General features: G+C 46.7%; 15 protein-coding genes and 1 tRNA gene. 10 read left to right on the top strand and 6 right to left on the bottom strand.

Going from position 1 to position 19,188, the window contains the following annotated elements:
- Positions 1–27: 27 nt before the first annotated feature.
- The 3 genes from trpS to hisF are packed head-to-tail and all read left to right on the top strand — an operon-like array spanning position 28 to position 3,292.
- The gene (trpS, locus tag MOX91_RS00820; RefSeq protein ID WP_370396176.1) at positions 28–1,062 is read left to right on the top strand and encodes a tryptophan--tRNA ligase; all 1,035 of its coding nucleotides are present in this window, start codon (positions 28–30) and stop codon (positions 1,060–1,062) included.
- Positions 1,063–1,079: 17 nt separating this feature from the next.
- Positions 1,080–2,525 (top strand): hypothetical protein, encoded by a 1,446-nt coding sequence (locus MOX91_RS00815; RefSeq protein WP_370396175.1) that lies wholly within the window; start codon positions 1,080–1,082, stop codon positions 2,523–2,525.
- A 2-nt stretch (positions 2,526–2,527) separates the two neighbouring features.
- Positions 2,528–3,292: an imidazole glycerol phosphate synthase subunit HisF gene (gene hisF / locus MOX91_RS00810; RefSeq protein ID WP_370396174.1), complete on the top strand. Its 765-nt coding sequence runs from the start codon at positions 2,528–2,530 to the stop codon at positions 3,290–3,292.
- 4 nt (positions 3,293–3,296) lie between these two features.
- On the opposite strand, the gene MOX91_RS00805 is transcribed toward hisF, so the two are convergent.
- The gene (locus tag MOX91_RS00805; RefSeq protein ID WP_370396173.1) at positions 3,297–3,914 is read right to left on the bottom strand and encodes a formate/nitrite transporter family protein; all 618 of its coding nucleotides are present in this window, start codon (positions 3,912–3,914) and stop codon (positions 3,297–3,299) included.
- Positions 3,915–3,989: 75 nt separating this feature from the next.
- On the opposite strand from MOX91_RS00805, the gene tpx reads away from it, so the two are divergent.
- Positions 3,990–4,493, top strand: a complete 504-nt coding sequence (tpx, locus tag MOX91_RS00800) for a thiol peroxidase (RefSeq protein WP_370396172.1) — start codon at positions 3,990–3,992, stop codon at positions 4,491–4,493.
- A gap of 250 nt (positions 4,494–4,743) precedes the next feature.
- Here the strand turns inward: tpx and MOX91_RS00795 are convergent, their stop codons facing one another.
- From MOX91_RS00795 to MOX91_RS00780, 4 genes are read right to left on the bottom strand one after another with little or no spacing between them, the layout of a single operon-like run.
- Positions 4,744–6,204, bottom strand: a complete 1,461-nt coding sequence (locus MOX91_RS00795; RefSeq protein ID WP_370396171.1) for an efflux transporter outer membrane subunit — start codon at positions 6,202–6,204, stop codon at positions 4,744–4,746.
- 34 nt (positions 6,205–6,238) lie between these two features.
- The gene (locus tag MOX91_RS00790; RefSeq protein WP_370396170.1) at positions 6,239–9,394 is read right to left on the bottom strand and encodes an efflux RND transporter permease subunit; all 3,156 of its coding nucleotides are present in this window, start codon (positions 9,392–9,394) and stop codon (positions 6,239–6,241) included.
- A 29-nt stretch (positions 9,395–9,423) separates the two neighbouring features.
- A complete protein-coding gene (locus MOX91_RS00785; protein ID WP_370396169.1) occupies positions 9,424–10,578 on the bottom strand; it encodes an efflux RND transporter periplasmic adaptor subunit in 1,155 nt (384 codons plus the stop codon).
- Between the two features lie 14 nt (positions 10,579–10,592).
- The gene (locus tag MOX91_RS00780; RefSeq protein WP_370396168.1) at positions 10,593–11,270 is read right to left on the bottom strand and encodes a CerR family C-terminal domain-containing protein; all 678 of its coding nucleotides are present in this window, start codon (positions 11,268–11,270) and stop codon (positions 10,593–10,595) included.
- Between the two features lie 106 nt (positions 11,271–11,376).
- Here MOX91_RS00780 and MOX91_RS00775 point away from each other — a divergent pair.
- The 4 genes from MOX91_RS00775 to MOX91_RS00760 all read left to right on the top strand — a co-directional run bounded on the left by MOX91_RS00775 (position 11,377) and on the right by MOX91_RS00760 (position 16,107).
- A tRNA-Gln gene (locus tag MOX91_RS00775) sits at positions 11,377–11,450 on the top strand.
- Between the two features lie 342 nt (positions 11,451–11,792).
- A complete protein-coding gene (locus tag MOX91_RS00770; protein ID WP_370396167.1) occupies positions 11,793–14,957 on the top strand; it encodes a glycoside hydrolase family 2 protein in 3,165 nt (1,054 codons plus the stop codon).
- Positions 14,958–14,971: 14 nt separating this feature from the next.
- Positions 14,972–15,484, top strand: a complete 513-nt coding sequence (locus tag MOX91_RS00765; protein WP_370396166.1) for a hypothetical protein — start codon at positions 14,972–14,974, stop codon at positions 15,482–15,484.
- Positions 15,485–15,486: 2 nt separating this feature from the next.
- On the top strand, positions 15,487–16,107 hold the full coding sequence (locus tag MOX91_RS00760; protein ID WP_370396165.1) for a PglD-related sugar-binding protein: 621 nt from the start codon (positions 15,487–15,489) through the stop codon (positions 16,105–16,107).
- Between the two features lie 13 nt (positions 16,108–16,120).
- Here MOX91_RS00760 and MOX91_RS00755 read toward each other — a convergent pair whose 3' ends face one another.
- Complete coding sequence (locus MOX91_RS00755; protein WP_370396164.1) at positions 16,121–17,182, bottom strand: mannose-1-phosphate guanylyltransferase; 1,062 nt, start codon at positions 17,180–17,182, stop codon at positions 16,121–16,123.
- 99 nt (positions 17,183–17,281) lie between these two features.
- Here MOX91_RS00755 and MOX91_RS00750 point away from each other — a divergent pair, with 99 nt between their 5' ends.
- Together MOX91_RS00750 and MOX91_RS00745 are read left to right on the top strand one after the other, a co-directional pair.
- On the top strand, positions 17,282–18,292 hold the full coding sequence (locus MOX91_RS00750; protein WP_370396163.1) for a 3-keto-disaccharide hydrolase: 1,011 nt from the start codon (positions 17,282–17,284) through the stop codon (positions 18,290–18,292).
- Between the two features lie 63 nt (positions 18,293–18,355).
- Complete coding sequence (locus tag MOX91_RS00745) at positions 18,356–19,168, top strand: TorF family putative porin (protein ID WP_370396162.1); 813 nt, start codon at positions 18,356–18,358, stop codon at positions 19,166–19,168.
- The last annotated feature ends 20 nt before the right edge of the window (positions 19,169–19,188 follow it).

The following is a 19,188-nucleotide window of genomic DNA, read 5'->3' as shown; positions in this document are numbered from 1 at the left end:
TTAATTGCATTTTATCTCTATAAGAAAATGGAAAATCAATCTTTGCAAAAAAAAGTCGTTTTAACTTGCGCCCAACCGACCGGCAAACTGCACTTGGGCAACTACATAGGCGCGGTTCGCCAATGGGTTAAAATGCAGGAAGATTACGAATGCTATTTCGGCATAGTCGATATGCATGCAATAACGATGCCATATGTCCCCGCGGAACTTCGCAAAAACACATATATGTGCGCGGCGCAGTATTTGGCATGCGGGCTTGATCCCGACAAGTGCAGCATGTTCATTCAAAGTAACGTGCGCGGGCATGCGGAACTCACCTGGATATTGGCATGCCTTTGCCCCATCGGTCAGCTCGAAAGAATGACGCAGTTTAAAGACAAGGCGCGAAAGCTATCAGAGGGCGCAGGCGGAGCTTCGATAGGTTCTGGGCTTCTGTTCTATCCCGTTTTGATGGCGGCAGACATATTGATATACAACGCCGACTTGGTTCCCGTAGGCGAAGACCAAAAACAGCACATGGAACTTGCAAGAGACTTGGCGCAAAAGTTCAACAACACATATTCGCCGACATTCAACCTGCCCGAAGCCTACATACCCAAAACGGGCGCAAGAATAATGTCTCTTCAAAATCCCGACGCAAAGATGTCGAAATCCGACAAAAACGCGCTCGGCTCCCTCTATATGATAGATACTCCCGATGTACTGCGCAAAAAAATCATGAGTGCGGTGACAGACAGCGGAAGCGAAGTAAAATTCGCCGAAGAAAAGAGCGGCATATCCAATTTAATCAGCATAATGAGTTCCGTCACCGACAAGTCTGTCTCCGACATTGAAAGCGAATTTGCAGGCAAACAGTACGGCGCATTCAAAAAAGCGGTGGCAGATGCTGTCATCGCCAAGTTCGACCCGATACGCATTAAGTACGAAGAGCTTATGACCGACAAGGCATATTTGGAAAGTGTGCTAAAACGCGGAGCCGCCGCCGCCCAGCGCAGAGCCGACAAAATGATGTCGAAAGTATATCGCAAGGCGGGCTACGTTGACGCAATTTCATCAAAGTAAAAAAAGGAAACACCACCATGCAAAAGAAATTTTCGATGTTCCCCATTTTCGCGGCTGACGCTCTAATGTTTCTGGCGGTTTTTTTAATCGCCTTGCCCAACATATTCTTGAAAGAGCCTCTCGAAGCGGGACAGACTTTTGCATTGGCGGCGGTCGTCTTAATCGCGATGTTCATGGTTTTGGTTCCCATCGTTTTAAGCGCGCGCAAAAGAAATTCCGAAGACGTGGATTTAAAATCCTCAAAGGAAATTCGGCAAATATTCGCTGATTTGCGCACTCTGCGCGACGCACTGATGGAGCAGATTAAAAAAATCGACATCGCGGGAGAGGAAATAGAAAGGCTCGACGCCCTGTCGAAATCTCTCGAAGCGGAACTTGCCGAATTAAAAGAAAGCGGCGAGTTGAAATTCGAGGAAGAGTTGAAAAGCTTAAACTTGTCAATATCCGCGCTCAAAAGCGATTTTGCAAATATTGCGCAAAAATCAAATTGTTCGGAAGAAATCGAACTTTTAAGAGGTAAAATCGAAACGCTGTCGGAAAAATCGGAAGGCAAATTTCAGATTCTGGACGACATTTGCGAACAACTCCAAAACATAGCGGACAGTTTCGCGGAAGAAACAAAAGAGCTTGAAGAAACAAGCGAAGAAAGTTCTTCTGAAGAAAATCAGGATAAAATCGAAGAAGAGACAGAGCAACCGGAAGAGCCAAACAAAGAAACGGCGGAAGAAGAACAAGAATTGCAAGTTGCCGATGAAAAATCAGGCGGTTTTGACGACGAAGACTTCGGCAAAGACGATAATCTCGAAGAAGAAATGGAAGACCCCGAAGACGAAGAGCCGATTTCAGAAGACTATGAAACTCCAAAAAGCGAAGCGAAAGGCAACCCCAAATGGGCGGGAATGCTCGACAAGGCTTTCCAAAACTCGCAGTCGTTTTCAACGCGCAAAACAGTATCGCGCTTCATAGAAAAAAACAGGCAGGGCAACGCCCCTGAAGAGTCAAACGGCGTTGAAGTTCCGCTTGAAAAGCAGAATGCTTCCGACACCGCCTCTTCAATCTCAATGGAAGACCTGGAAAAGACCGAAACTTACAGCGAAGTAAGCGAAGGCGTAAGCAGATATGAAGAAAAAATCGCCCGCGAAGACACGCTTTTCCCCGAAGAAGAACTCCCGCAAGCGCATAAGCCGCAGCAAATCAAAAGCGGAGACACAGCGGTGGTTGTAAACGCCTTTTTGGGCATTGGCAACACCCCATGCATTCGCGGAAACGGCGCGGGTCTAAGCCAAGAAAAAGGAACTGCGATGGACTTGCTTGAAATAGGCAAATATCAATGGAAGTGCGAGGGCATCATCTCAGAACCCGTGAAAATTTCGATATGGCTAAACGATAAAATCCCGTCGAACCTCGGGGAGCTTACCTTGAACCCCAACGAAACTTTGGACATTGACCCGACTTTTGAATAAAAATGTTAAGTGTTAGAATCATTCCGTGCCTCGACGTGCATGCAGGCAGAGTAGTAAAAGGCGTAAATTTCGTAAACTTGATTGACGCAGGGGATCCCGTGGAGCAGGCGAAAGCCTATGAAGCGCAAGGCGCGGACGAGCTTGTCTTTTTGGACATCACAGCCTCGAGCGACGGCAGAGCGATTATGAGGGACGTTGTGGAGCGAACCGCAAGTCAATGCTTTATGCCGCTCACCGTGGGTGGCGGACTGCGCACAATAGAAGACATAAGGGCAATGCTAAATGCGGGCGCAGACAAAGTTTCGCTAAACACTTCCGCAATAACAAACCCCGATTTGATTTCGGAAGCTTCCGCAAAATTCGGCAACCAGTGCATTGTCGTGGCAATAGACGCCAAAAGGGAAGAAAATGGCAAATGGGGAGTTTACACGCACGGCGGACGCAACAAAACAGGGCTTGACGCGGTAAAATGGGCTCGCGAAGTAGAAAGACGCGGAGCGGGTGAAATACTTTTGACTTCAATGGACGCCGACGGCACAAAAGACGGCTACGACATAGAGCTTACCAGGGCGGTAAGCGAAGCGGTGCGCATTCCCGTCATTGCGTCGGGGGGCGCGGGCAAGCTTGAACATCTCGTTGACGCCGTAAAATACGGTAAGGCGAGCGCGGTCTTGGCGGCTTCAATTTTCCACTTCGGCACATACTCGATAAACCAGGCAAAAGAAGCGATGCTCGCGGCGGGGCTTCCTGCAAGAATTGTAAAATAGCCCCCTATTTCAATTTTTCGCAAACGCGGTAGGCTATCGCGCCCGCGCCGTTGCCAAGTATCATCAAAAATTCGTAGAAAACAGTTTTTGCGTCCCAAATATCGGCGGCGGAAAAATAAAACATATTCGCCACGCTGTGCTCAAACCCCGAAATTATAAAAACCATCACAGGCAGTATGACAAAGAGCCAGTTTTGCGATTTCTTGTAGCCGTCAACCGCCAAAAACATCATAATCCCGCATGCAACGGACAAAATGAATATGCTTAAAGGATCGTCGGAAAGCTTGGCATTTGAAAGCGCGGCAGTCTTTTGAATTACGGCGTCCGAAAAGCGCGTGCAGCGCAATGCAGTCCCCAAGAGCCACGCGCCCACAAAATTGCCGAAAATTATCACGGGATAATAAAACGGAGCCTTTGCGACATTGAAAACCGAAGTGTCAAATTTTGCAAGCGTGAGATAGCCGATTTTACCCGTGTACAAATCAAAACCTCGCAACACAACAGTCAAAAGCCCCAGAGAAAATAGAAAAGAGCCGGCATATTTGTTGTCGGAAGCGACATAGACCGCGCCGCCAAACGCAATCATAAGCCCCGCATAAATGGCGCTGATAAAATATTTCATAAAAACACTCTAAAAATTCCGCCCCCCTTGTAAATAAATTTTTAAAAACCAACAAACAAAGCCGATAAAAAATTTATGGCAAACAAAGTAAATTTTAAGGGAACACCCTGCAAGCTTGCGGGTGAATTCATTGCAAAAGGAGCAAAAGCCCCGTCTTTCAAGCTCGTAAAAAAAGACCTTGGCGAATTTTCGTTTGAAGGTAAAAGCGATGTGCGGCTTCTTCTAAACATATTTCCAAGCATTGACACGGGAGTCTGCGCGGCGAGCGTGCGCAAGTTCAACGAGCTTGCCGCAAAAATGCCGAATGTAAAAGTGCTTTGTATTTCAAAAGACCTTCCTTTTGCGCAAGGCAGATTTTGCGCGGCAGAAGGCATTGAAAACGTTGAAACGCTGTCGGATTTCAGGGAAAGCTCTTTTGCGAAAGACTACGGAGTCTTGATTGAAGACGGTGCATTAAAAGGGCTTTTGGCGCGCGCAATCGTGATAATTTCAAAAGAAGGCGAAGTTTCCTACTGCGCCCTAAATTCCGAAATCACAAAAGAACCCGATTACGACGCGGCGTTAAACGCTTTAAAATAAGCTTTTGTCTTTAAACCGTACGTTGGAAAATTCTTTTTCGGGAGATTGCAAAATGGCAGTCTCCTTTTTATTTTCAGCCGAAAAAGAAATTAAATTTAAAGAATACAGTGAAAATACCGCCTTGCCCGCGCATAAAAAAGGCGGCATCAATAAAAACCAACGCCGTCTTCTGCTTAAATATCGCAATGTTTTTTAACACCACGATTTTGTAAATCAATCCGTTTTGGAAGATTTTTTTATTGCGAAAACGTTAGTTAACTGCCGTTTTTTCGCCTTCTTTTTCTTCGTCAACGCCCCCGCCTATTGCAAAAACCAACGAAACAACACTGCGGAACTGCTCGCCGCGCAGACGTATGCGTTCGCGTTCGCTGTTCAATGCCAAACGTTCGGCATCGGTATATTCAAAGTAGTCGATGACGCCCGAATCGAACTGGTTGCGCGTAAGCTCCTCAACCGCCTTTGCGGCAGCCGCGTTCTTTGCGCGCGCTTCGTATTCGTCCTTCAAATTCTTGATTTCAGAAAGCGCGTTTTCCACTTCGTAAATCGCGTTTAAAACAGTCGCCTTGTATTTTTCCGAAGCTTCCAAATGCTGAGACAGGGCAACCTGGTACTGGGCATAAAGCTTTCCTGCTTGGAAAAGCGGCAGGTAAAGACGCGGGCTTACGCCCCACGCAAGCGAATTTCCTTCGAGCAAATCCCCGATGTCCTGAGACGCCAAATCAAGCGATGAAGTAATTTGGATTGTAGGGAAGAACGCCGATTTTGCAGCCCCTATTTTCATGTTGGCTGAAAATACGCCGCGCTCCGCCTGCGCTATGTCGGGACGGCGCTCCAAGAGCTGAGACGGAATAATAGACGGGATTTTCGGCAGGACTTCCGCAATAGGCTCGGTTGTTGCCTGCAAATTCGCGGGTATTGTTCCCGTAAGGTAAGCCAGCTGGTTGGTCGCCGCATCGCGAAGTTTCTTGACGGACGCAAGCTGGGTAACGGCTTCATAAAACTGCTGTTCTGCCCTTTTTACATCGGCTTCATGCGCATATTTCGCCTTTGCCCTGTTTGTGACGAGGTCAACCTGCTTTTGACGCACATTCACGGTTTCTTCCAAAAGCAGAATTTCAGAGTTGTACTGGCGGATTGAAAAATAGACGCTCGCCACGTTTGCTTCGAGCATAAGCATCGTGTTTTCATAGGCGGCGCGCAACGCCTGCGCATCGGCGACTTCGCTTGCAAGAAGAGCCTGCACCCTGCCGAAGAAGTCCAAGTCCCAAGTAAGCCCCAAGCCTATTCTGTAATCTTCATACGCGCCGCGGTATGAAAATTCATTCTCGGAAATATCGGTTTTGGAGTAGCTTACATTGCCGTTTAGCCACGGATAGAGTTCCGATTCTGTCATTCTCGCCTTCTGGCGCGCCTGTTCCACCGCGTAAAACGCCGATTTCAAATTCGGATTTTTTTCGCGGCACGCCTCGATAAGTTCGGAAAGCTTGGCGTCGTTAAACATCTGCCACCACTTGCCTTTAAGTTGGGCGTCGCTTGGATTTGCGTCGGTCCACAAGCCTTCCGCATACTTAAAGTTTTCCATTTTTTCCGCCTGCGCGTCAAGCGGAGTTTCAGGCACGACATAGTCGGGTTCGAGCGTGCATGCGCCTAACGCAAGCCCCGCCGCCGCAAACAGCGCGCCGTTACAAATTCTTTGAAATTTATTTTTCATTTTCACCATATATTTAGTTTTTTTCCTCCAAAATTTAATTTGCCTCGATTTTCTGCTTCGCGGCAAAAAATCTGCGTATCACATAGTAGAATACAGGAGTGAACACGCATCCGAACACCGTAACCCCGATCATTCCGAAGAATACAGAAGTGCCCAACGCCTGGCGCAGCTCGCTACCCGCGCCCGTCGCATAAGCGAGAGGCACAACGCCCAAAATGAACGCGAAAGACGTCATCAATATCGGGCGCAAACGGTTTTTGGAAGCGTTGCGGACGGAAGAGACCAGCTCTTCGCCCTTCATTTCGCGCTGGTGGGCAAACTCCACAATCAAAATCGCGTTTTTGCAAGCCAAGCCAATCAAAACGACAAAGCCGATTTGCGTCATGATGTTGTTGTCCATTCCTCTGAAATGCACGCCCATAATCGCAAAGAGCAACACCAAAGGCACGACCAAAATAACAGCGAGTGGCAAAGTCACGCTTTCATACAAAGCCGCAAGAATGAGGAATACGAAAACCACGCACATCGCAAACACAAGCATTGCTGTGTTTCCCGTAAGCTTTTCCTGATAGGCGATGTCAGTCCATTCAATGCCCATGCCTTTCGGAAGCTCTTTTTCAGCGAGAGCCTCGATTTCCTTAATCGCCTGCCCCGTCGAATACCCCGGAGCCAAGTTGCCTTGGACTTCGGCGGCAGTATAAAGATTGTAACGCATGGTGGTTACAGGACCTACAATTCTCCTTACGTTCGCAACGGAGCCAAGCGGAACATTCTTGCCCTGCGCATTCGGAACATAGAGGTTGTAAATGTCGCTTACTTCCCTGCGCGACTTACCCTCCGCCTGTGCAACAACGCGGTAAACGCGGCCGATAATGTTGAAATCGTTGACGTAAACAGAACCCAAATGGTACTGCATCGTATCAAAAATCGAAGATATCGGAACATTCAGCTTCTGTGCGCGCTCGCGGTCAATGTCGGCATAAAGCTGGGGATTTGAAACGCGATAAGTGGTAAACGCGAACGAAACGGGGTCAAGCTCCTGAGTCGCCTTCGCCGCCATCAAATTCGTGTATTTTTGAACAGTATCAAGACCCAAGCCAACTCTGTCTTGAACATAGAACTTGTAGTCGCCGCCGTTGCCCAAACCGTCAACGGGCGGAGGTGCAAGAACATACGAAACGGCTTCTGGGATTTCACGTGCCAAAATAGCGTTTGCCTGCGCAATGATTTTGCTCGCTGTCGCGCCCTTCGGCAAACGGACGTCAAAGTCCTCAAGATTGATGAATATCGTTCCCGCATTCGACATGCGAGAGAACGTCGCGCCGTTTAAGCCCGCAATCGCGATTGCATAGCTTACGCCGTCAATATTCTTAATATGCTCGCTCGCCTTTTTCATCACTTTTTGCGTTCTTTCAAAAGACGCGCCGTCGGGCAGCTGTATGGAAGAGAACAAATAGCCTCTGTCCTGCCCGGGAATAAAGCCCTTCGGAGTGTTGTCAAAAAACCATACCGCGCCCCCGAGCAATCCCGCATACAAGAACAAAACAATAATCCAAAAGCGCGCAAACTGCGCAACCAATTTGCCGTATTTTTCGGAAACCCAAGCAAAGCAGGCGTTAAATCCCCTGAAAAGCCAGCCAAAAAGGAAATTGTAGCAACGAGTAAACAAGTCGGGCTTGGCGTCGCGCTCCGTAAGGAACAAAGCGCAAAGCGCGGGGGAAAGTGTGAGGGATACTATCGCGGAAAATATTGTTGAAGCGGCAATGGTAATTGCAAACTGCCTGTAAAACTGCCCGGAAATACCCTCGATGAACGCAGTGGGGATAAACACCGCCGAAAGCACGAGAGCAATGGCAATCAGCGCGCCCTGAACCTGCGTCATCGCCTTTTTCGTGGCGTCCCTTACTTTAAGCCCGTCGTTCATGTTTCTTTCAACGTTTTCAACAACGACGATTGCGTCGTCAACAACGATGCCGATTGCAAGAACCAAGCCGAACAAGCTCAAATTGTTGATTGAAAAGCCAAGCGCATACATCATCGCAAACGTGCCAATCAAAGAAACAGGAATTGCGAAAAGCGGAATAACCGCGGCGCGCCAGTTCTGCAAAAATATCATTACAACCAAAACAACGAGGATAACCGCTTCAAAAATCGTGTGGTAAACCGCGTTGACGGACTCGCCGACAAACTTGGTGACATTGAAAGGAATCACATAGTCAACCCCCGACGGGAAATCCTTTTTCAAAGTTTCCATTTCCTTTATGATGCTGTCGGCAGTTTCCAAAGCATTGGAACCGGGCAACTGGTAAAATGCGATTGAAATCATGTCCATGTTGTTCAAATACGATTCGTCGGCATAAGTGTAAGCCCCCAATTCCAATCGGGCGATGTCTTTTAATTTTATGACCTTCCCGTCTTCGGTAAACTTAACTATAATGTTGCCGAACTCCTCTTCCGTCTGCAAACGACCCTGGGCATTGATGATAAGCTCGAAAGCCGACCCCGTATCCATCGGCGGCTGGTTGATTTTGCCAGCCGCAACCTGCTTGTTCTGCTCGCGCAATGCGCCCAAAACTTCGTTCGGGGAAATATTCAAATACGCAAGCCTGTCCGGATCCATCCAAACGCGCATGGAATATTCCTTTGCGCCGAAAATATTGATTTCGCCTACGCCCTTAATACGCGCCAAACGGTCTTTCAACTGGGAAATGGCGTAGTTTGTCAAATAAAGCTTGTCGCGGCTGTTGTCGGGAGAAATCAACGAAGTGAACAAAATAATGTTCGGAGAACGCTTCTTTACTGTAACGCCTATGCTCGTTACATCCTGGGGCAGGCGCGGCTTGGCGATTTCAACGCGGTTCTGCGTCAAAATCTGCGCCTTGTCAACGTCCGTGCCCGTCTTGAATGTCACGGTAATTTGCATCGAACCGTCCGAAGAGCATTGGCTTTGCATGTAAAGCATGTCTTCAACGCCGTTTACCTGCTCCTCGATTGGGGCGGCGACGGTGTTCATGATGACTTCGGGGCTTGCGCCGGGATAATTTGCCGAAATCACCACCGACGGAGGCACGATTTCAGGATACTGAGTGACGGGCAAATTGAAATACGCAATGCTGCCCACCAGCACTATTATGATTGATATGACCGAAGCGAAAATCGGCCTGTCGATAAAAAAGTGCGAAAATTTCATTGCTTGAAAAATTTATGGTTAAACGAAGACTATTTCTTTTCTTCTTTTACGATATCCTGAACTTTGGCTTCCACGGGAGAAACCTGCGTGCCGGGAATAGCCCTCTGAATGCCGACAACAACAACTTTTTCGCTTCCAGAAAGCCCGCTTTCGACAATCTGCATCTTGCCGATTGTTTCGCCTACGCGCACGGGAACATAGTTAACCTTGTTTTTGTCGTCCACAACCAAAACATACCTTCCAACCAAGTCGGTGCCGACCGACGATTCGGGAACAAGTATCTTTTCCTTTGCTTTTTCGCTCTGCAAAGACACCTTCGACCAAACGCCGGGGAAGAGTTCGCCCTTTTCGTTGTCAAATTCAGCCCTCAATTCCAAATTGCCCATGTCGAACTCGTTTTGGACATAAGTGAGCTTCCCGACATGCGAATCGTTGTCTTCGTCCAAAAGCTTCATTTTGACGACAGGCAAATCGCCCGACTTCATTCTTTTGAAAAGCCCGTTCTTCTGGTAGCGCAAAATATCGCGCTCGTTGATGTTGAAGTACGCATAAATAATCTTTCTTGAAACGACCGTCGCAAGCAAGGTTGAAGACGCATTTACAAGGTTGCCTTCATCTACATACCTTCTGCTCACAAACCCTGTTATCGGCGACAATACCTTGGTAAATTCCAAATTCAAAGCGGCTTCGGTATATCTTGCCTGCGCGCTCAAAAGAGCGGCTTCCGCGCTCAAAAGCTCGCATTTGCGGGTTTCCAAAACTTCGCCCGAAATGGCGTTGGTCTTTATAAGCTCCTCCGCCCTCTTCAAATTGCCCTTCGCCAAAACAATGCGGCTTTCAGCTTCCTTTATACTCGCTTCGCATTCCTTTACGACCGCGATGAACGGGCGCGGGTCGATTTCAAACAAAAGCTGCCCCTCTTTCACGAATTCGCCGTCCTTAAAGCATATTTTTGAAAGATAGCCGTTAACCCTCGCGCGTATTTCAACTTCCTTGTTGCCTTCCAAACGCGCGGTGAAAGAATCCCAAATTTCGACCGCCCTTTTTTCGGGAAGAGCCACTGTCACTTCGGGAGCGGAATTCGGCTTCTGCGAAACAGCTTCCTGTTTTGAGCAGGCGGAAAAAATAAACGCGCCTGCAAGCGTTAAAGATGCCAAGAGTAGTTTTTTAGCTTCCTTTTTCATACGATTTAAATGTTTCATTGAAATATTTTGTCTATTAAATTTTCTATTGTTTTGGAAAACAGCCCGATGTCCGAAACCGTAAGGCTGTCCTTGCCGTTCAGCTTCAAAAACGCAGTTCTGCAAGAAGTGATTGACGAGTTCATTCCGACAATCGAAATCGATATTGCGGAAACTTCCTCATCCGAAAGTTCCGGCTTCAAAAAAGCAACCAGCCTTTTGAGCGTTGAAAAGTGATAGCGGATGCCCTCTTCAAAAACGATGTCGAAAGCCTCCGTCGGGAAATTTTCCTCCCTCTTTATCATCATGTCGATTTTTGAAGAAAGATCTTTCAAATATAATTGATGAGAATGGACCAAATATTTTTTCAAAAGCCCGACAGCCTGCGCGCGCGACTTGTTTTCGGATTTTAAAAAAGCCTCGCACTCTTCATAGACGGGCGCAAAAAGCTTGGAAAAATGCCTCACCAGCACGCGTATGATTTCAAGATACATATTCCATTTTCCGCCGAAATAATAAGATATGGCGGCATGGTTTACGTTTGCCTTCTTGGCAATGTGCCGAGTGCGGGCACCGTCAACGGAACGAAGGGCAAACTCATCGATGGCGGCAAGCGCAATGATGCTGCGCGTATCGTGGGAATTTTCCGCAACGTCAAAGTTTATGTCCCTGTATTCCTCGCTTTTTAAAATCATAGATGTCAACCAAATGGTTAAACCAAATGAATGTCAAGCATTTTTTAGAAAAAACCTTGACATTGCAAAAAAAATCGCCAGATTTAAATTCTTACAAAATGAGAATTGTCCGATGGTGTAATGGTAGCACAAAAGATTCTGGCTCTTTTTGTTGGGGTTCGAGTCCCTATCGGACAACCATTTAGATAAAAGTCTGACGCAAGTCAGGCTTTTTTGTTTTATACGATTAGGGACGAGAACCCAATGGGTTCGACCACAAAAATTGGCTCAACACAAAAGGTTGTGGAATAGCGATTTTTTGATGATATTGCTTTCATGGTTTTACTGCGCATTCCACGCGATTAGCTTATCTTCGCTACAAGTCTTCTATCCCCCTCTTTTTTCATTCAATCTGCAATCTTTGATGGAAATTTCATCTAAATGACGCTTTTTGCCGTTTTAATTTGCGAAAGCGGAAACTTGCAAAGTCTTGACAAAAAAAGCGTCTTTTATACCTTTTATATATACAAAAGAGGAAAACCTATGAAACATGCAAAAAAAATCTTAACCTTAATTGCGGCAATGTCGCTCTTATGCGCAAGCGCATTCGGCGGAGTGAAATTCAACCATCCGTTCAATCCGCTTGCAAACAAAGTAAACGAACTCGAAAAAACCGCAAGGGACGAAATATGCCTTAACGGCTCTTGGGATTTTATGCCCGTCTTCTCGAACAAGAAAGAAGATTTCAAAGTTCCCGAAGAATTTAAGGCGGATTCGGTAAAAATCAAAATACCGTCTCCGTGGAATGTAAACAGGTTTGCCTCCAACAACGTAAAAGGCGGCGATTTCAACGCATTTCCAAGCTATCCCGAAAATTGGAAAAATGCGAAAATAGGCTGGCAAAAAAGAACTTTTGAAATACCGCAAAGCTGGTCGGGAAAGCGCGTGATTTTGCGTTTTGACGGCGTAATGGGCAACTGCGAAGTCTATGTAAACGGAGTGAAAGCCGCGGAAAACTTCGACATGTTTATGCCCTTTGAAGCCGACATCACCGACTTGGTAAAAATCGGCGGAAAAAATGAAATTTTAGTGGGAGTTGCAAAAGCCGAGCTTTACAACAAGCAGGGCAAATTCGGAAGAATTGAATACATGGGTGGCTCTTTCTGGGGCGAACATGTGTCGGGCATTTGGCAGGACGTTTACCTGCTCGCAAAGCCTGAAGTTTACATAAGCGATGTATTTGTGCGCCCGAACGTGAAAAACTCAACGCTCGCATTTGATATTGAAATTAAAAACACGACAAAAACCTCCAAGAAAATTTCCGTAGGCGGCGATGTCAGAAAATGGAAAAATTTGGCGGGGACAAGCGTTGAAGAAGCCCCCGTCGAAAAAGGAGCTTACGAAAAATCTCCCGCACTGCTCCTCGGCGCAACGCAGGTTGAAGTTCCCGCAAACTCTTCAAAAACCTTAACGATAGAAGTTAAAAACGTATCCCAGCTTGATTTTTGGACGCCAGAAACTCCAAACCTCTACGGGGCGGTCATATCTGCGGGAAAAGACGTCAAAGTTCAGCGTTTCGGTTGGAGGCAGTTTACAATCGAAGGCAAGGAACTTTTCCTAAACGGCAAAAAATATATGCTAAAAGGCGATTCGTGGCACTTCATGGGAGTTCCCCAAATGACGCGCCGCTATGCGTGGTCGCTCTTTAAAATGATGAAGGACGCAAACATAAACGCCGTCAGATTTCATGCACAGCCTTATCCCGAATTTTATATGGATGTCGCAGACGAATTCGGCGTATGCGTGCTCGACGAATCCGCGATATGGGCAAGCGGGGGTGCTCCAAAATACGACAGCGACCTTTACATGCAAAGGGCAAAAGAACATGTTGAACGCTTTGTAAAGCGCGACCGCAACCATCCGTCGGTATTCGGATGGAGCGTATGCAACGAAGTCTTGGCGGTTGCAATCCACGTATTTAAATCTCCGGAAGAATTGGTTGACAGGGTAATTGAGAACATGAACGGCTGGATAGACGTATGCCGCACTCTCGACCCCACCCGCGACTGGATTTCGGGCGATGGCGAAACAAACCGCCCGCAAAAAACAAAATTCCCGACTGCAATGGGGCACTATGCCAATATCGACCACATGTCAAAACAGCCTTTGCCCTGGGGTATCGGCGAACAGACCATGGCCTATTATGGAACTCCGCTTCAAGCGTCAAAATATAACGGCAACCGCGCATACGAATCAATGCTCGGCAGAATGGAAGCCATCGCAATCGAAACTTACCGCGATCTCACCGAACAGCGCAACAAGGGTGCGGCTTACGCCTGCGTGTTCAACATTGCATGGTACGGATTAAAGCCCCTGCCATTCGGTCTGAAAGACACATCGAAAGCTCCGACTTTGGAAGATGGCGTATTCTTCCCCGAATTTAAAGAAGGCGCATACGGCATGCAGCCTGAAAGGCTCGGACCTTACACCTCTACCTTGAACCCCGCCTACGACAAGTCCATGCCTCTTTACGAGCCGTGGCCGATGTTCTACGCGGCAAAAGCGGCAAACGCCGATCCGATAGAGCCGTTTGAAATTAAGTATCCCGAACCCGAAAAGGACGCAGAACCATTAAAACCCGCTGCGGCAGTGGAACTTATTGCAGATGAAAATTCTCCGCTTGCCATACAGCTTAGAGCGGCTGGCTTGGAAACCAAGAAAGCCAAAAACTACAAAAATTCGCTCATAATCGTTGACGGCCTCAAAAAAATAGAAAACTTCGACGAAGTAAAAAAGGCGGCAAAGAACAATGCGCATATTGTGGTTTTGGGCATTTGTGAAGAGAGTGCCGAACAGCTCAATTCAATCCTCGGCAAAAACAAAATCGAGCTTGAAAAGCGCAAGGCAACCTCGTTTATAAAAAAGGCAAACTCGCCAATGCTTTCGGGCTTGAACCACAAAGACATATATTTCAGCGAGCTTGTAAATAACGACACTTCTTTGATGGAATACGGCTTGGCGGGCGAATTTGCAAAGAACGCAGAACTTATCGCCGAAGCTTGCAACACTGATTGGCAACAGTGGAACAAGCGCGCCGAATACGCAAAAACGGGCGCGGTAATCCGCAGCGAACGCGAAGCAAAAGGTTCGAGCAACGCCATTATGAGCCTGAAAAACAAAAAAGGAGCGGAAATCATAGTTTCCACCATCAACTTTGCACCGATTGCAAACGAAAGCTCAGCCCTCATTTCAAAGATGCTCTCAAACCTCGGCGCGACATTTTCGGAATCTAAGGCCGACGAAGTCAGGGCGTTGGGCGAAGACGGCTCTTTGAACAGGGTTGTGGCAAGCGAAGACGGCAAAGTAAAAACCGCCAAGAACGGCAAGATTGATCTGCCCTCTTCATGCAGGGAATTTTCGTTCTGGGTATATTCTCCGCGCTCGCTCGTCGATTTGCTCGCAGAGCCGAACATGCCCGTTTTGGACATGGTTTCGCAAAACAAGGTTGAATTGAAGCTTAACGGCAAAGACATGGCGGAGCGTTCAAAAGACGGCAAGACATTCACGGTTTTGCCTCTCGACAAAGGCTGGAACAAATTTACGCTCAAAACCGACGGTGCAAGAAATGTAAAAATACATTTTGAATGCAAAAACCAGCCAAAGTTTATGAAGGAGCTTTTATCCTCCATAGAAAACAGACGAAATTAAGAAAAGGTACGGCTTTGAAAAACGTAAAAATCACAATTCTTAACTCTCTTCAAATAGACTCGCCGTTTTCCTCATTGGAAAGCGGAGCAAAAACAGAAATTGAAACGGGCGAAGGATTGTCCGCGCGCTTTTCAAAGCCGCTTGGCGTCAAGTTTATGGGTATGACCGTCGCAACCGTTTCAAGCCTTGAAACTGACTTTTCGGGCGAAGTCAAAAGCCTTGAGATGGAAGCCCCTTTCCTCGTTAAGACGCAGGTTGAAAACGAAATAAAAAAAGCCGCAAAAAACATTCCATTTTCAAGAATAGAAGATTTTTTAGACGACATAAAAGTCTGCGACAACGCTGAAATTAAGATAAATATTTGCGAAGACGGAAGCGTCAAGGTAAGCTCCAATTCCGATTTGAGCGTCGGCTCTCCCCGCAAGAATTTGAGAAATTTCACCATATTAAAAAGCGGCGAAATCGAGGGCGGCATCGGCAGCTTAAATTCGGAAGCCTGGCAAAAATTCCAAAGTTTTCTGTCTTAAAAATGAAAAAATTCGTGATAGCGGGCGCGGGCGGATTCGGGCGTGAAGTTTATTCGTATATGTTAAACGCAAAATCGCCTGAAAGTATACGCGGTTTTATTGACGACAACCCAAACGCGCTTGAAGGATTTGGAATTTGCCACAAAATAATATCAGATTTTGCAAGCTACGAGCCTCTTGAAGGCGACACTGTCATATTTGCAGTGGCAAATCCCAAAATCAAAAAAAACATTGCCGATATTTTGAAGTCAAAAGGCGCAAAATTCGGCACATTCATACATCAAAGCTCCGTTTTGGGCTTAAACGTGAAAATATCGGAAGGCGCGGTAATCGCGCCATTTTGCGTAATTGACTCAAATGTTGAAATAGGAAGCTTTGCCTCGATAAATACGTCAGTTAAAATTTCAAGCGGAGCGAAAGCGGGAGATTTTTGCACAATATCCTCCCAATGCGTCGTCGGGGAAAATGCAACTCTGAAAGACGGGGCGTTCATGGCGTCTTCTTCCATACTTGAAAGCGGCATGACTATGTTTGAAAACTCGACGCTCGGCATAAATTCGCATGCCGATAAAGACGTCGAAAAATCAAGATGCGCTTTCGGCAACCCCGCCGAATATCTGTAAAAAAAAACTTAAATCATTTGAGCTTCGGCGGCAGAATGCGCACAAGCTCCTTGACTTTCTCTGTGCAGTCTTTCCTGCAAATCAAAGTGGCGTCGTCAGAATGGATAACCACAATGTCTTTAAGACCTACAATGGCGGTAACCCTGTTTGCGGTGTCAAAAACCACGCAGTCGGAAGCGTCGCACGAATAAAATTCGCCGTTTACGATGTTTCCTTTCCCGTCGCGCTTCAAATGGCGTTCAACCGCAGCCCATGAACCTACATCGTCCCAATCGAAAGCGGCGGGCACAACCCAAATGTTCTGCGATTTTTCCATTACGGAAAAATCTATGCTTATCTTCTCTATCTGCGGATAATATTCGGCAAGAATCTTGTCAAAATCTCCGCCGTTTTCAAGCTCGCGCCCGATTTTTTCAAATATGCCGAAAGTCTTTGGCGCGTTGTCTTTTAAAGCATTTGAAATAGACGAAGTAAGCCATACGAAAATCCCCGAATTCCAATAAAAATCTCCGCTTTCAAGATAAGAAACCGCGCGCATTTCGTTGGGCTTTTCATAAAATCTTTCAACCTTATACGCGCCGTCCTCCTCGGACGAACGCTTGATGTAGCCGTAGCCCGTGGCGGGAAAAGTCGGATTAATGCCGATGGTTACAAGCCTTTCGCCCTTCTCCGCGACTTCAAAGGCTTTCGCGATTGTTTCCGAAAACCCTTCGGCATCGTTTACGGCGCTGTCGGATGGAAATACCGCAAATGAAGATTCGTCGCCCTTTGCGCGCAAGCGGACAAGCAACGCCGCAAGCCCGACAGCCGCAGTAGTATCCCTGCCGACAGGCTCCGATATTATGTTTTCCTGCGGTATTTCGGGGCAGTATTTTTTAATTCCCTTTATCTGCGCGGGATTTGTTATTATCATTATGTTCGACTTCGGAATAAAGCGGGCAACTCTCGCAAATGTCAGCGAAAGCATGCAATCCCCGCCCGTGATATTCCACAAGTGTTTGGGTCTTTCCGCCCTGCTCAAAGGCCAAAAGCGTTCGCCCATGCCTCCCGCCATAATGACAGCATATCTTTTCATATTTTTTTATTATCGAAAATCGGAATTCTTTGTCAAAGCAATTAAAGGGCGTTTTATAACGCTCTTGACAATGTTCTGCCACGCAAGCAAAATATTTTTATGAAATTTGCATTTGCCACATTGTTTTTATCTGCTTTAAGCGCGTTTGCAGTCGATCCTCTCGTCGGAGAATACGCAGGCACAATCGAAAACTTCAAAATATATCCTTACGAAAACAACAAGGAAATGGTCGCCCAAATTTCAAGGCATAAAGACGGCTACCGCCTAAAAATCATGCCGGAATTTGACAAGCGAAGCGATATTGAAGTCTTGGCAAAAGCTTTGAAGCCCGAAAACGGTGTGCTTAAAATCGAAAACGAAGGCCGATACAAATTCAGCGGTGAAATTGGCGAAAACGGCGGCGAATTCAAATGTTCAAGCGGCAATAAAAGCGGCGTCCTCAAATTAAAGAAAATCGAAAGAAAATCTCCCACGCTCGGAGAAAAGCCCCCGAAAGGCGCAATCGTGCTGTTTGACGGCTCGAACACTGACGAATGGCAAAATGAGCGTGGCAAAAAATGTGTCTGGAAAATTTCAAACGACAACTCAATGACAGTGGCGCGCGCGCAAGACGGCGAAGAAAAAGGCAAAAACCAAACCATCGTTTCCAAGAGAAAATTCAAAGACTTCAAAATACATTTGGAATTTAAAATTCCCTATATGCCAAACCACGACTCGCAGGCAAGGGGCAATTCGGGATTTTTTACGGGACCTTACGAAATCCAAATTCTCGACTCATTTGGAAATGACGGCGGCTGGAACGACTGCGGCGCGGCGTACAGAATAACGCCTCCGCAAGTAAACGCTTCGCTTCCGCCCGAATCGTGGCAAACTTACGACATTGAATTTACCGCTCCCAAATTTGAAAACGGAAAGATTATGGAATACGCCAAAGTTAACGTTTGGCATAACGGCGTAAAAATACATTCAAATACGGAATTTCCTCATGGAACAAGCTGCCCTCAGCCTCAGCGCAAAAACTTCCGCCATCCGATGCCGCCGTACAATTTAAAGCTTCAAGACCATAACGACAAGGTCAGCTTCCGCAATATATGGATTTTGGAGAAATAATGCTTGCAAAACTTGCATATTTTTAAAGATTTTTAACCTTTAACCAAAAAAAACATACAGAAAATGAAAAAAATCGCATCAATCCTGGGCATATTTGCCATCTCCGCGGCGTCTTACGCCCATGACGGAAGCTTTCCGACCGACTCGATAACAAACCCCTCGCTTTCAAACCTGAGTGTCTCGGCATCGGTTGAATATACTACCGCATACATGTTCAGGGGCGACAAGCTCGCAGGGCATTCCATACAGCCGAACATCGAACTTTCCTATGAAATTCTCGGATTTGACGCGTACGCAGGCGCATGGATGAACGAGCCTTTGAAGGACAAGAAAAACAAATCGACGGGTGAGCTGGAAAACCTCGAAGAAGTTGATTTTTACGCGGGTCTTAATTATTCGCTAAGCATTTTTGTTTTCGATGTCGGCTACCAATATTACTGGTACCCCTCAGACCACGACGGCAAATACTACGATTCCGAAATTTACGCAGGAATTACAATAGACACAACCGATCTTCTCTTCGGCTTTAACATCAGCCCTTCCGTGTATTACTACTACAATTTTCAGCTTGAAACGCACAATATCGAAGCATCGATTTCATATGAATTTCCGATAGGAGCTTACATAGGCTTAAACAACCTGACCCTTCCCCTCAGCGCAAATTGCGCCTACATAAAATCCGAAACTTCGGAATTCGGGCACTATATGTATTGGGGTGCAACCGCAGACTTGGCATACGCCATCACCCCCAACATTTCGATAAGCGGCGGCATACGCTATTGCGACAGGTTTGAAGAAAAAGACTGCGCGGGCTATTTCTACCGCGAAAAGAGCGACCATGTTTGGTACGGAGCAAAACTCAGCATCGAATTTTAAAATTTCCACAGAATATCAAG

Source organism: Intestinicryptomonas porci (assembly GCF_033971905.1).
In the GTDB taxonomy this organism is placed as follows: Bacteria; Verrucomicrobiota; Verrucomicrobiia; order Opitutales; family Intestinicryptomonadaceae; genus Intestinicryptomonas; species Intestinicryptomonas porci.
Note: the sequence above shows the minus strand (reverse complement) of the source record. Positions and strands in the feature narration are given on the sequence as shown.